This window comes from Cupriavidus sp. 86D6, from assembly GCF_057815095.1.
The window spans coordinates 182657-195304 of sequence record NZ_JBYPSB010000006.1; the positions used below are offsets into that span (position 1 = coordinate 182657).

At 66.8% G+C, this 12648-nt stretch carries 13 protein-coding genes; 9 read left to right on the plus strand and 4 right to left on the minus strand.

The window, feature by feature from the left end:
* The first annotated feature begins 98 nt into the window (after nt 1-98).
* The 9 genes from tam (at nt 99) to AC3G88_RS16450 (ending at nt 7142) form a co-directional block, all read left to right on the plus strand.
* Nucleotides 99-869 (plus strand): trans-aconitate 2-methyltransferase, encoded by a 771-nt coding sequence (tam, locus tag AC3G88_RS16410; protein WP_488893551.1) that lies wholly within the window; start codon nt 99-101, stop codon nt 867-869.
* Nucleotides 870-963: 94 nt separating this feature from the next.
* Entirely contained in the window at nt 964-1737 is a 774-nt protein-coding gene (locus AC3G88_RS16415) for a CHAD domain-containing protein (protein ID WP_488893552.1), read from the plus strand.
* 45 nt (nt 1738-1782) lie between these two features.
* Nucleotides 1783-3210, plus strand: a complete 1428-nt coding sequence (gene mnmE, locus AC3G88_RS16420; protein WP_488771624.1) for a tRNA uridine-5-carboxymethylaminomethyl(34) synthesis GTPase MnmE — start codon at nt 1783-1785, stop codon at nt 3208-3210.
* Between the two features lie 159 nt (nt 3211-3369).
* Nucleotides 3370-4056, plus strand: a complete 687-nt coding sequence (locus tag AC3G88_RS16425) for a DUF433 domain-containing protein (RefSeq protein WP_488893553.1) — start codon at nt 3370-3372, stop codon at nt 4054-4056.
* A complete protein-coding gene (locus AC3G88_RS16430; RefSeq protein ID WP_488893554.1) occupies nt 4053-4457 on the plus strand; it encodes a PIN-like domain-containing protein in 405 nt (134 codons plus the stop codon). The genes AC3G88_RS16425 and AC3G88_RS16430 overlap by 4 nt, the downstream gene beginning before the upstream one ends.
* A gap of 48 nt (nt 4458-4505) precedes the next feature.
* The gene (locus tag AC3G88_RS16435) at nt 4506-4985 is read left to right on the plus strand and encodes a hypothetical protein (protein WP_488893555.1); all 480 of its coding nucleotides are present in this window, start codon (nt 4506-4508) and stop codon (nt 4983-4985) included.
* A 101-nt stretch (nt 4986-5086) separates the two neighbouring features.
* The gene (locus tag AC3G88_RS16440; RefSeq protein ID WP_488893556.1) at nt 5087-5674 is read left to right on the plus strand and encodes a TetR/AcrR family transcriptional regulator; all 588 of its coding nucleotides are present in this window, start codon (nt 5087-5089) and stop codon (nt 5672-5674) included.
* Between the two features lie 94 nt (nt 5675-5768).
* Entirely contained in the window at nt 5769-6329 is a 561-nt protein-coding gene (locus tag AC3G88_RS16445; protein ID WP_400397388.1) for an OB-fold protein, read from the plus strand.
* A 231-nt stretch (nt 6330-6560) separates the two neighbouring features.
* On the plus strand, nt 6561-7142 hold the full coding sequence (locus tag AC3G88_RS16450; RefSeq protein WP_092600499.1) for an Sbal_3080 family lipoprotein: 582 nt from the start codon (nt 6561-6563) through the stop codon (nt 7140-7142).
* A 31-nt stretch (nt 7143-7173) separates the two neighbouring features.
* Here the strand turns inward: AC3G88_RS16450 and AC3G88_RS16455 are convergent, their stop codons facing one another.
* The 4 genes from AC3G88_RS16455 to AC3G88_RS16470 all read right to left on the minus strand — a co-directional run bounded on the left by AC3G88_RS16455 (nt 7174) and on the right by AC3G88_RS16470 (nt 12598).
* Nucleotides 7174-9186 carry a methyl-accepting chemotaxis protein gene (locus AC3G88_RS16455; protein ID WP_488893557.1) on the minus strand — a complete coding sequence of 671 codons (2013 nt, stop codon included), beginning with the start codon at nt 9184-9186 and terminating at the stop codon, nt 7174-7176.
* A 296-nt stretch (nt 9187-9482) separates the two neighbouring features.
* Nucleotides 9483-10457, minus strand: coding sequence for a M14 family metallopeptidase (locus AC3G88_RS16460; protein WP_488893558.1), 975 nt, complete (start codon nt 10455-10457; stop codon nt 9483-9485).
* 87 nt (nt 10458-10544) lie between these two features.
* A complete protein-coding gene (locus AC3G88_RS16465; protein WP_488893559.1) occupies nt 10545-11525 on the minus strand; it encodes a Bug family tripartite tricarboxylate transporter substrate binding protein in 981 nt (326 codons plus the stop codon).
* Between the two features lie 137 nt (nt 11526-11662).
* Nucleotides 11663-12598, minus strand: a complete 936-nt coding sequence (locus AC3G88_RS16470) for a LysR family transcriptional regulator (RefSeq protein ID WP_488771632.1) — start codon at nt 12596-12598, stop codon at nt 11663-11665.
* Nucleotides 12599-12648: the final 50 nt, after the last annotated feature.

Below are 12648 nucleotides of genomic sequence, written 5' to 3' on the forward strand. Positions count from 1 at the left end.
AACCCGGCTGCCAGCCGGGTTTTTCTTTTTCGGCGTATGCTTGCAGTCTTATGTCTTATATAAGACTTGAGCCCATCAACAGGACAAGGGGATACGCCATGACGTGGTCGGCCAGCCAGTACGTGCAATTCGAGGATGAACGGACCCGCCCGGTGCGGGATCTGGTCGGGGCCATCCCCACCGCCAACGCCGTGCGCGTGGTCGACATCGGCTGCGGGCCCGGCAACTCGACCGAGGTGCTGGCGGCCCGCTACGGCGGCGCCGAGGTCACCGGCCTGGACAGCGACGCCGACATGATCGCCGCCGCGCGCGAGCGGCTGCCAAACCTGCGTTTCGAGATCGCCGACGTCACGCAATGGGCCGATGGCGGCCCCTGGGACGTGATCCTGGCCAATGCGGTGTTCCAGTGGGTGCCCGATCACGCCACGCTGTTTCCGTCGCTGGTCCGCAAGCTTGCGCCGGGCGGCAGCCTGGCCGTGCAGATGCCGGACAACCTCAACGAGCCGCCGCACCTGCTGATGCGCGAAACGGCGCTGAACGGCCCCTGGGCGCCCAAGCTGGCCGCCGCCGCCGATGCCCGCACCGCACTGGCATCGGAACGCTGGTATTACGAACAGCTCAAGCCACACTGCTCGCGCGTGGATATCTGGCGCACGATCTACCAGCATCCGCTCAAGGGCGGGGCGGCCGCGGTTGTCGAATGGTTCAAGGGCAGCGGCCTGCGGCCCTTCCTGGCGCCGCTGGACGAGGCCGAGCGCGCCGAATACCTGCGGCAGTACGAAGCCGCGCTGGCCAAGGTGTTTCCCGCCATGCCCGACGGCACCGTGCTGCTGCCGTTCCCGCGCGTGTTCATCGTGGCGACGCGTTAGGAATCAGACGGCGGTGGACGGCGGCGGCGTGCGCCATCGCCTACACTAGACGGACGTTGCGCAGTAACTCTCTTTCCACTTCAGAGACATCGCAATGAGCCGTCAGCCTGTGCTGCACCGGAAAATGCGTCCCGCCGCCGCGTTCGTTGCCTTGGGCGAAGCGGGCCTGAGGGCCGTTCACGATCGCCTGGACGCACTGCAGCATCGCGACGAGGTCGAGGATGTCCACGCGCTGCGCGTCGCCGTTCGTCATCTTCGTGCCGTGGCATGGGCGTTCGGGCCCGTGCTGCAGGGCCAGGTAAAGGCCCGCTGGAAACAGGTGCTGCACGATGTCGCCGACGCCGCCGGCAATGTGCGCGATTGGGACGTCTTTATCGCCGAGACCCTGGCCCCGGCCCTGGTGAAGCAGCCGGAAGACGCCATGCTGGTGGCACTGATCGACACCGCCCAGGCCAGACGTACGATCGCCCACGCCGAGATGATGACAAAACTGTCACGTTACCGGCAATGCCCGCTCCCCACGTTGAAACGCGACCTGCTGCATCTGTCAGAACAGGAGGCCAAGGGCCGGCTGGAGAATTTCGCACCCAAGCGGATCCGCAAGGCGCGCGACAAGGTTCGCGAGCGGGCTCGCATCGCCCGTGACGGGAAGACCGAACACGTCCACAAGCTGCGCATCGGCAACAAACGGCTGCGCTATGCGATCGAGGCGCTGTCGGACGTCTTGCCCGGCCGCTATCGCAAACGCCTGCGCAAGAAGCTCGTGGCGCGGCAGTCGGAACTTGGCGCCGTGATCGACGGTGCCGTGGCGCGGCGGCTGCTGTGCGAGTGCCTGTCCGTCGATCCCCCGGGCGACTCGCCGGCATGAGGCGCGGCCCATCTGCCGGCTGGGCGATCTGCGACAATACCGCACATGACAGCAACCCAGCTTCCCATCGCCGCCATCGCCACCGCACCGGGCCGCGGCGGCATCGGCGTCGTGCGCGTATCCGGCCCCGATGTCGGCAGCGTCATGCGCGCCGTCTGCGGCCGCGCGCTGCAGCCGCGCCATGCCACCTACCTGCCGTTCCTGGACGGCCACGGCAAGGTCATCGACCACGGCCTGGCGCTGTACTTCCCGGCACCCAATTCCTACACCGGCGAGGAAGTGCTGGAACTGCAGGGCCACGGCGGACCCGTGGTGATGCAGATGCTGCTGGCGCGCTGCCTGGAAGCCGGCAAGGACATCGGACTGCGCGTGGCCGAGCCGGGCGAATTCACGCGCCGCGCGTTCCTGAACGACAAACTCGACCTGGCGCAGGCCGAGGCCGTGGCCGACCTGATCGAAGCCAGCACCGAGGCCGCCGCCCGTTCGGCAGCGCGCTCGATGGAGGGCGAGTTCTCGCGGGCCATCCACGCGCTGGTCGAACAGGTCATCCACCTGCGCATGCTGGTGGAAGCCACGCTCGACTTCCCCGAGGAAGAAATCGACTTCCTGGAAGCGTCCGACGCACGCGGCCAGCTCACGCGCATTCGCGAAAGCCTGGCTGGCGTGCTCAAGCAGGCGCGGCAGGGGTCGCTGCTGCGTGAGGGGCTGTCGGTGGTGCTGGCCGGGCAGCCGAACGTTGGCAAGTCGTCGCTGCTCAATGCGCTGGCGGGCGCGGAACTGGCCATCGTCACGCCAATCGCCGGCACCACGCGCGACCGCGTGCGCGAAACCATCCAGATCGACGGCATCCCGCTGCATATCATCGACACCGCCGGCCTGCGCGACGATGCCGCCGACGAGGTGGAACGCATCGGCATCGAACGCACCTGGGACGCGATCCGCCGCGCCGACATCGTGCTGCACCTGGTGGACGCGGCCGACTACCTGGAACACGGCATTTCGGAAATCGACGATCACATCGACGACCGCCTGAGCGGCCAGTTGCCGCCGGGATCGCCGATCGTGCGCGTGGTCAACAAGATCGACGTGGCGCCGGCGGCCGGCCAGATGGGCTTCGGCGGCAACCGCCCGCACGTGGTGGCCGCCAACGGCCCGAACCCCACCGAGATCTGGATCTCGGCGCGCACCGGGGCCGGCATCGACCTGATGCGCCGCGAACTGCTGCGCCTGATCGGCTGGCAGTCGGGCAACGAAGGCACCTTCCTGGCCCGCGAACGCCACCTCACCGCGCTGCGCAATGCCCAGTCGCACCTGGACTGCGCCGTCGAACGCGCCGAGCAAAACGCCCAGGCCCTGGACCTCTTCGCCGAAGAACTCCGGCTTGCGCAGGACCACCTGAACAGCATCACCGGCGAGTTCACCAGCGACGATTTGCTGGGGACGATCTTTACGCGGTTCTGTATTGGGAAGTGAGTGCGGGTCAGTGGTCCAAGCCGTGGGCAGAACCTGCGCGATCACTGAGCGGGGTCAAGCAGGTATCCCGCGCAACGCCCGCTGCGCCATCACCGATTTCGGTAGAATCGGCTTCGATCGATTCGAGTCACAACGGCGCATTTTAACGGGGGAGGATTTATGAAGCTGACAGGCATCGGCCTGTATACCTTTCCAGAAGCCGCCCGGCTGACGAGGATTCCCATCCGCGATCTTCGCCGTTGGCTCGACGGCTACGCGTACAAGGACAAGCGAAGCCAGACAACCGCCGCTGTCCCGCCGCTCTGGGATACAGAGCTTTCGCGCGCGGAACTCGATGGCATCAGTTTCCATGATCTCCTGGAGGTCCGTTTCGTAAAGGCATTCCGACAGCATGGCGTAAGCCTGCAGACAATCCGCGTGGCTAGTGTGCGTGCACGTGAATTGTTCGCAAGCGACTATCCATTCACGTCCCGGCAATTCAGGACGGATGGGCGCACGATCTTTGCGTCCGCCATGCGCGAAACAGGCGAGACCGAACTGCTGGACCTGGTAAGGCAACAGTACGCATTCCGCAAGGTCATCGAGCCGTCGTTGTATCGAGGGATCGAGTTCGGTCCCGACGAATGTGCCGCACGCTGGTATCCGTCCCCGCGCAGCAAGGCCGTCGTTCTGGACCCGCAGATTGCCTTCGGCAAGCCGGTCGTGACCGACGGCGCCGTCAAAACCTCAGTCCTTCATGAAGCCTACCTCGCGGAAGGCGACAAGGGTCTCGTTGCCAAGCTCTACGACGTACCTGTTGCCGCCGTCGATGCAGCCATCGCCTTTGAGGAAGGGTTGGCATCGTGAAGTTCTTCGTGGACAACAATCTGCCTCCGGCCCTGGCAAAAGCACTTCACGCCCTGTCCGAGCCCCATGGACACTCGGCTGCTCATCTGAAGGACATGTTCCCACCCAACACTACCGACGAGGCGTGGATCGAAACGCTGTCCAGGCAAGGCGGCTGGTCGATCGTTACCCACGACAAGCTCAACAAGGGCCTGGAACGGGAAGCGCTGCGCAGAGCGGGCTTGATCGTGTTTCTGCTGGACAGAGGATGGTCAAATCACACGTTCTGGGATAAGGCGCATAACCTTGTGCGGTGGTGGCCCCGGATCATCGATCAATCTGGCGGCATGCGAGGCGGGGCTGCCTTCAAGGTTCCTTACAATTTTTCCGGAAAAGGGCAGTTCGAACAGGTTGTCCTTTAAGACACGCTGGCCCCATACGTGTCCTTCATGCCTCCGCGCCCCACCAACATGTCTCGCCCCCTCACCCCCGGCGAACAATCCCTCGCCCGCTCTGTCTTCGGCGATGCCATCGACTACGCTGCTGTCCGCGTTCACCATCGCAACTTTGTCTTCTGGCAGGGTGCGAACTACATCATCACGCCCGATGGTCACATCTACCTGGGCCGCAAGCTGCGCGGGCTGACCGACTTCAGTGCGGCGGGGCTGGCGATGCAGGGGCTGTTCATCCACGAGATGGCGCATGTGTGGCAGCACCAGCGGGGCATCAACGTGCTGGTGCGCGGCGGGCTGGAGCAGATGCGGCATTTCTGCGGCTTCAACCAGTACCGGTACCGGCTGGAATCGGGCAAGGCGCTCTCCCAGTACAAGCTGGAACAGCAGGGCGAGATCCTGCGGCATGTCTTTCTGGTCCGGCAGGGCCAGCCCACGCCGTACACCGCCGCGCAGTACCTGGCGGCGCTGGGTAGTGGGGGGCCGACCATCGTGTGATGCGTCGATGGCATCGTGAGTGAAGGCAGCCTCCATGCCGTCGCGTTGACTTGCATGGCGATGTGGCGGACCATCGTCCCCATTGCCATCTGGAGTTGATCATGCCCCGCGTATCGAAAGCGGAAGCGGAGAAGAACCGCGCCATCATTGAGCAGGTGTCGTCGCGGCTGTTTCGCGAGCAGGGCTTCCACGGCATCAGCGTGGCAGACCTGATGGGCGCCGCCGGGCTCACGCATGGTGGCTTCTACGGCCATTTCGAATCGAAGGACGCGCTCGCGGCCATCGCCTGTACCCGGGCGTTCGAGGAATCCGAAGCGCGCTGGCGCAAGCGCGTCAATGAGGCGCCGGACCACGCCACGGCGCTGTCGTCGCTGATCGAGGCCTACCTTTCCACGCGCAACCGGAACAACGCGGGCACCGGCTGCGCGGTGGCGGCGCTGGCCAACGACGTGGCCCGCGAGGGCGACGACAAGCCCGTGCGCGCCGCCTTCCACGAAGGGCTGGAGACGTTGATCGACATCCTGGCCGAGGTGCAGCCCGATGCCGATGCCGACACACGCCGCAGTGCGGCCCTGGCACAGATGGCCACGCTGGCCGGCGCGTTGATCCTGTCGCGGGCCACGCAAGGCACGCCGCTTTCCAACGAGATTCTCGCCGCCACCCGGGCCCGGCTGCTGGCGGAAGGCTGACGCGGCGCCGGGCACGCTACACTGGCGGACCTCGCCGTGCCGCATTCCGGTCCGACGCCCCTGAAGCCCCCTGAAGTCCCCTGAAGCCCGCCCGATGTTGAGCCGCACCAGACAAATCCTGATCGCCGTTGTTGCTGTCGTCGTCCTTTTCCTGCTGTGGTTCGTTGGCAATGAGAAGCACGACACCGCGCCGCTTGCCTCCGTCTCCGCTCCCGACGAGCCCGCCAGCGTGCCGCGCGGCATTCCGCGCAACGGCACGCTCGATCCGATCAGCATCGATCCCAACCGCCCCGCCGATTTGCTGCCCCAATACCAGGCAGACGGTCTGGCCGACGACTATCGCAGCGACGCCGCCGCCGCGGACGACCGCTATCGCGGCCGCTATTTCATCGTCGAAGGCGTAGCCAGTGGCGTGCGCCGCGACGGCGACAACCTGGTGCTGGAAATCCGTACCGACAACCCCGGCCAGGTGGTCCGCGCGGCGCTGCTGCGCCAGCAGATCTGCGGCCCGGGCACGCGCGCCTGCGAAGTCGAAGCCCGTGCCACGATGGTCCGGCGCGGCCAGAAGGTGGCCGTCGAATGCACGGGGGCGGGCCAGGGCGAAGGCGGCACCCCGTTGCTGTCCGAGTGCCTGCTCCGGGGCGGCGCGAACTGACCCAGCGGCCCGGCCCTTCTCATCCGGGCTGGCGGTGCCCCACGCATGATTTGTGAGGCACTTTTGCGATTTGCGGCATCTGTCGCCCGCTGTTCCCCGCATTGACTGCCCGCCGGCACGCCTACATTACGCAGGCATGCTGCCGGCAATGCGTCCCTGAACCGCCTCGCTCGAAGTCTGAAGCGGACCCGGACGGCCGGCACCCTCGCCGACGCGCATCCAGGATCCAAGATGAAGAGAGCAACGATAGCCGCCACGCTGGCCCTGCTGGCCACGGGCTGTTCCACCTACCAGAGCGTGACGCCGGTCGACCGCGCAGACCAGGTCGACCCGATCGCCGGCTACCAGAACGGCGCCTATGGCGGTCCGGCGCAGTTTCGCGTGGACGGCAATCGCGTGGTGGGCGCCGATGGCGCGCTGTTCTGCGTGATCACCCACCAGGTCAATGGCAACGCGTATGTGGAAGATTTTGCCAACTCGCTGCGGGCGCGCAACTTCGAGGTGAAGATGCTGCCGCCGTATTCGTCGGTGGCGTCGTGCCCGATGACGGCCGTCTACACGGCCCAGCGCCAGACCTACATCACGCCGTTCCTGGTATCGGCCGATATCACCGTGTTCCGCAACGGCGAGCGTGTGGGCAAGGCCGTCTTCAATGCCAACCGCAGCGCGGGCGGCATCAACCTGAGCCATCTGATCCAGCCCGATGCCAAGATCGAGGAACTGGTCGACCGGCTGTTCCCGGGCCTGAAGCCCCAGCCGGCGCCGGCCCAAGCGTCGCCCGCCCCGGCACCGGCAGCAGCCCCCGCGGCCTGACGCCGAGGGGCTACCGGGAAGCGCCGGCTGGTCAGGCCAGCCGGAATACCTCCACCGCCTGGCGCAATTCCTGCGCCTGGTGGTGCAGGCTTTCGGCCGCAGCGGCCGCCTCTTCGACCAGGGCCGCGTTCTGCTGCGTGACCCCGTCCATCTCGGCCACGGCACCGCTGACCTGGGCCAGCCCCTGTGACTGCTCGCGCGATGCCACGCTGATATCGCCCATCAGTGCCGCAATGCCTTCGACGCGGCGCACCACGTCGTCGATGGCCGTTCCGGCCTGCTGCACGGCCTCGTTACCGCTCTTCAGGTCCGCCACGGTCCGTTCGATCAGCTGCTTGATCTCGCCCGCCGCACTGGCACTGCGCTGCGCCAGGCCGCGCACCTCGCCAGCCACCACGGCAAAGCCACGCCCGTGCTCGCCCGCACGCGCGGCTTCCACGGCGGCGTTGAGCGCCAGGATGTTGGTCTGGAACGCGATGCCGTCGATCATGCCGATGATGTCCACCACCTGCTGCGCGTTGCGATGAATGTCAGCCATGGTGTCCACCACGCGGCCCACCGTGCTGCCGCCCGCGCGCGCTGCATCGGCGGCGCTGGCCACGGCCGCGTTGGCGTCGTGCGCGTTGTCGGCGTTCTGCTTCACCGTGGCGGACAGCTGCTCGATGCTGGCCACCGTGCGTTCCAGGCTGCCGGCCTGCGACGCCGTCCGCGCGGACAGATCGGCATTGCCGCTGGCAATCTGGCTGGTGCTGCCGGCGATGGCGCCAATGCTGCTGCGCACCTTGTCGACGATGCCGGTCAGGCCCTGGCCCACGCCGTCGATAGCACGCATCAGCTGGCCGATCTCGTCGTTGCGGCGCGTATCCAGGCGCGCGGTCAGGTCGCCAGACGCCAGCCGGCCCGCCGCGTCGGCGGCCTCGCCCAGCGGATGGCTGACCATCCGGCGCAGCAGCCACCAGAACGCGGCCGACACGGCCAGCGCCACCAGCAGGCCAAACGCCAGAAAGCGGTTGCGGCTGGCCACGAGTCCATCGCGCAGCGAAGCCATCGGCACCGTGCCCGCGATCAGCCATTGCCATTCGGGGTAGGTCACGAAGGCGGTCAGCCGTTCGGCGGGCGCGCTGTTGCCGATGGCCACCGTGCCGACCACGGCACCGTCCCTGCCGGCGATCATGTCGCGAATCCACGGCTTGCCGTCGGCGTCCCTGGCGTCGATCTGCACCGTACCTTCGGAGCCCGAGCGGTCCACCAGGATCTTGCCCTGGTCGGCGCCGGCCTTGGCATCGATGACGATGAACTGGCCGTCGGCGCCAATCGTCTTGCGGCGGATGCGGTTCTTCAGCGCGGCCAGTTCGGCCTCGACGTTCACGCCCACGTACAGCGCGCCAACGATCTTGCCTGCGGCGTCGCGCACGGGCTCGTACTTGCTCATATAGGGCTTGCCGAACAGCCAGGCCAGCGATCGGTACGACTTGCCCGACGCCACCGCGGCATAGGCCGGGCTGGTGCGGTCCAGGAGCGTGCCCACCGCGCGCTGTCCGTCCTGCTTCTTGAGCGACGTCGTCACGCGAACGTAGTCGTCGCCAGTGCGGGCGAACACGGTGGCCACGACGCCGCCGGTATTGGCGAAAAAGCGATCCGGCACCTCGAAGCTGTTGTTCAGCAGCAGGTCGCCGCTACGGAAGGCCGGCGTGGCCTTGCCCGACACTTCGATGGTCTGGGACGGGTCCACCGCGTACGGGCCGGGCAGCACCGACGCAAAGTTCAGCAGGAAGCGGTCGGCCTCCTGCAGCATGGTGTCATCGAGCTGGGCCACCAGTTCGCGCAGGGTCTGGCTTTCGGCGCCGATGGCGTCGCGGGCCTGCGATTCGAGCTGGTTCATGCTGCTCAACGACAGCGCCAGCGAGAACGCACAGAAGGCAATGATCTGAACAGCCAGCACAACCAGCGCAATGCGCGTGCCGATGCTCCAACTGCCGGCAACCGCGCGCACGCGGTCCGCCGCAGCCTGCCGGGGCAGGGTAAGGGATGAGGTAGAAGACAAGGGGCGCTCCGTGAATAACGCCATGCGCCGTTATGACGCACGGGCGACGTCCGCTCTGACGGCAGATCGTCACATCGCAGTTATCGGATGACGAGACAACACCCTTGAATTAAAGAAATGCTTAATCTAGCCGTCGCCACATATATCACGGCATGACAGGAAAAACGGGCACCGGGCGCGGCCTCTTGTGGGGACCGCTTGCCGGCGCTGACCGCTGAAACACCGCTATGCAACCCGTTTCAGTGCTTTTATCGTGGGCGTGGTTTTTTCGGATTTTTCCTGTCGCGCGCCGTGGCTCAGCTTTCGAGCTGTCCCAGGCGGACGACCGTGACGCCGGGACGCAGCTGGCGCAGCGACGGCATGACCAGTACGCAGTTGGCGTACGGCGTTGTCACAGGCTGGCCATCGCGCCAGCCGATCACGGTACCGGCGTCGGCAAAGGTTTCGAGCCCGGTGTAGGGGCCCGCAAACCGGAAGTCCATGCTGCTGGCCACCACGGGCTCTGTCACGCGGACCACACGCTGCTGGGCTGGCAGCGGCCGCAGCCAGCCGGCCGGCAGGTCGGCTTCGTCGATGATGCCGGCATTGAGCAGGAAGCGCGCGGTGCTGTCGCGCGCCACGTCCACGGCAGCGGTCTCCCAGTGCTGGCCGCATTCGATCAGCAGCGCATTGCGCGGGCTGGCGGCATCGCCAAAATCGGCGTAGTCGCGCATGCGGCGGCCTTCGGGGTGACCTTCGTCGACGATGATGTCGGCCGGCGCCCCCACGGCGCGCGACAGCGCGATGCCCTTGTCCAGCGGGCCCGATACGATCAGCGGCCGGCTTTTCTCGTGCATCGAATGCAGATCGAGCAGCAGGTCCACCGTGTCGATCACCGGACGCATGGCGCGCGCCCGGCGCAGTTCGGACGAATCGCGCGACAGATCGTCCAGCACGGCAGCCGTCCACACGCGGTTGAAATCCTGGTCGACAAAGCGCGAGGCGTCGGGCCGGGCCGCGTCGAAGGTGGCATACGCGTCGACATTGGCAAAGGACAGCGTCAGCCGGCCGCGCCGAGGCCGCAGGCCGTGGTCGAGCAGGCCTGCAACGGTAATCGCGCCGCAGACCTCGTTGCCGTGCGTGAGGGCATTGACCATCACATGCGGACCAGGCTGGCCGCTGTCGAACGTATGCACGTAGGCGATGCCGGTGTTGCCTTGGGCATAGGGCCGGATATCGGGAAACTCGACTTCGACCGGATAGGCGTCGAAGGCGGGGGCACTCTGTGTCATCTGGACTTCCTTGGCTGCCCGCGGGCGGGCAACTATCGTTCTCACCTATCAGACTTGGCTATTACGCCACGTCATCATTCTTCGCACTTATTCCCGGATGTCGGCGGCTTGGACGATCGTCTTGTACTTGGCCGTCTCGCGCTTCACGAAGCTGCCGAACTGGGCCGGATTGGACGGCTGCACTTCCACACCGGCCTCGGCCAGCTTCTTGCGCACGTCCGGCAGCGCCAGCACGGCCTGCATTTCAGTATTCAGCCGATCGATAACAGGCTTAGGCGTGGCGCTAGGTGCCATCAATCCGAACCATACTCCCATGTCCACGCCCTTGAGCGCGGGGGTCTCCGCCAGGGCCGGCACGTTGGGCGCCACGCTGGCGCGCTTGGACTCGGTCACGCCATAGGCGCGCACGCGGCCGGCCTGGATATGGGGCAGGGCCGACGACAGCACCATTACCGCCAGGTCGATCTGGCCGCCGAGCAGGTCGGTGGCCATGGCCGAGGCGCCCTTGTACGGCACATGGGTAATGTTGACCTTGCCTTGCTGCTTGATCAGTTCGCCGGCCAGGTTCAGCGGCGTGCCCACGCCCGACGACGCGTACGACAGCGCGCCCGGCTTGGCCTTGGCCAGTGCAATCAGTTCATTGGCGTCCTTGGCCGGCAGCTGCAGCTTGCCGACCAGCACCATCGGCTGGGTGCCGACGAAGGTGATCGGCGCCAGGTCTTTCTCGCCGTCGTAGCGCACCGCCGGATTGGTCAGGCGGGCAATCGACACCTCGCTGCCCGAACCCATCAGCAGCGTGTAGCCATCGGCTTCGGCCTTGACCACCTTCTGCGCGCCGATGGTGCCGCCGGCGCCGCCCAGGTTCTCGATCACCACGCTCTGGCCCAGGCGCTTGCCCAGTTCGGGCGCGACGGTACGCGCCACCAGGTCGACGCTGCCGCCGGCGGTGTAGCCCACCACCAGCGTGATCGGCTTGGTCGGATAGCCGCCGGCCGCCCCGGCGCTGGCCGGGACGAGGGCACTACTGGCAAGGGAAACGGCGGCAAGCGCGCGCAGCATCGGGTTCATGATTTCTCCGGCAGGTCGATGGTCTATGAATGTTTTCCGGCGATGGTAGAGAGCGCGCACTGCCGCGGCATGCGGCTTTGGCAATCGGGATTGCCATTTCGGCAAGGACGAAAATGGTGCGCGCCGGCGCACACGCACTACTTCGAGGCGGCCTGCCAGAACGCTTCGGCCAGCGGACGCATCGCCGCGCGCGGCCGGTACAGGCGGATGTCCAGCGCCAGGTCGGCGCTGTCGCCACCGTGCAGGTCGGCCCGCACCAGGCGGCCGGCATGCAGGTCATCGGCAATCAACCGCGCCGGCAGCCAGGCCAGGCCCATCCGCTGGCGCACCATCTCGTGGACCGACTCCGCGAAGTCGCTCACGGCAATCACATCGAGCCAGCTTGCCAGCTTGCGCCGTGCGATCTCCTGGTTGACCATGCGGCCCATGGTCAACGTCTCGGCATAGGCAATCATCTGCACCGGCACCGGACGCGCCCCCGGCTTGGGCTTCTGCAGCCGGAACGCGGGCGCGCCGCGCGCCGTGGCGGCCGACACGCAGACCAGCCGCTCCACACCCACGGCGTGGAAGCGGTAGCGCGCGTCATCGAGCATGATCGGCAGGTCGTGGGGGCTGTAGCAGAGCAGGAAGTCGGCGTCGCCTTCGGTGAACATCTCCAGCGCGTCGTGCGTGGCGTGCGTGGATAGCCGCGTGCGGAAGCCCGCGCCGACCGGATCATCGCGCAATGCGTCGCGCAGGCCCGCCAGCCACGCCGGCACCATCGACCGCGCCAGCGTCTTGCCCGTAGCGATGGTGATGGTGCTGGCATCGGCCCGGTGCGCAGCCCGCAGCGCCACGCGCGTGTCGTCAAGGGTGCGCAGCGCGGACTGGGCGGCCTCAAGAAACTGCCGCCCCTCGTGCGTGAGCCGCACCGGAAACACGCTGCGGTCGATCAGGGGCGCGCCGGCCCACACTTCCAGCGCCTGCATGCGGCGCCCGAACGCCGGCGGCGTGACGTTGCGCAGCTCCGCAGCACGCGCAAGGCTGCCAGCCTGGGCCAGACAGACGAAATCTTCGAGCCAACGGATATGCATGGGGACCGGGGATGTTGTGGGCGCATTGTAACGTCGCTGTCACGACCCGC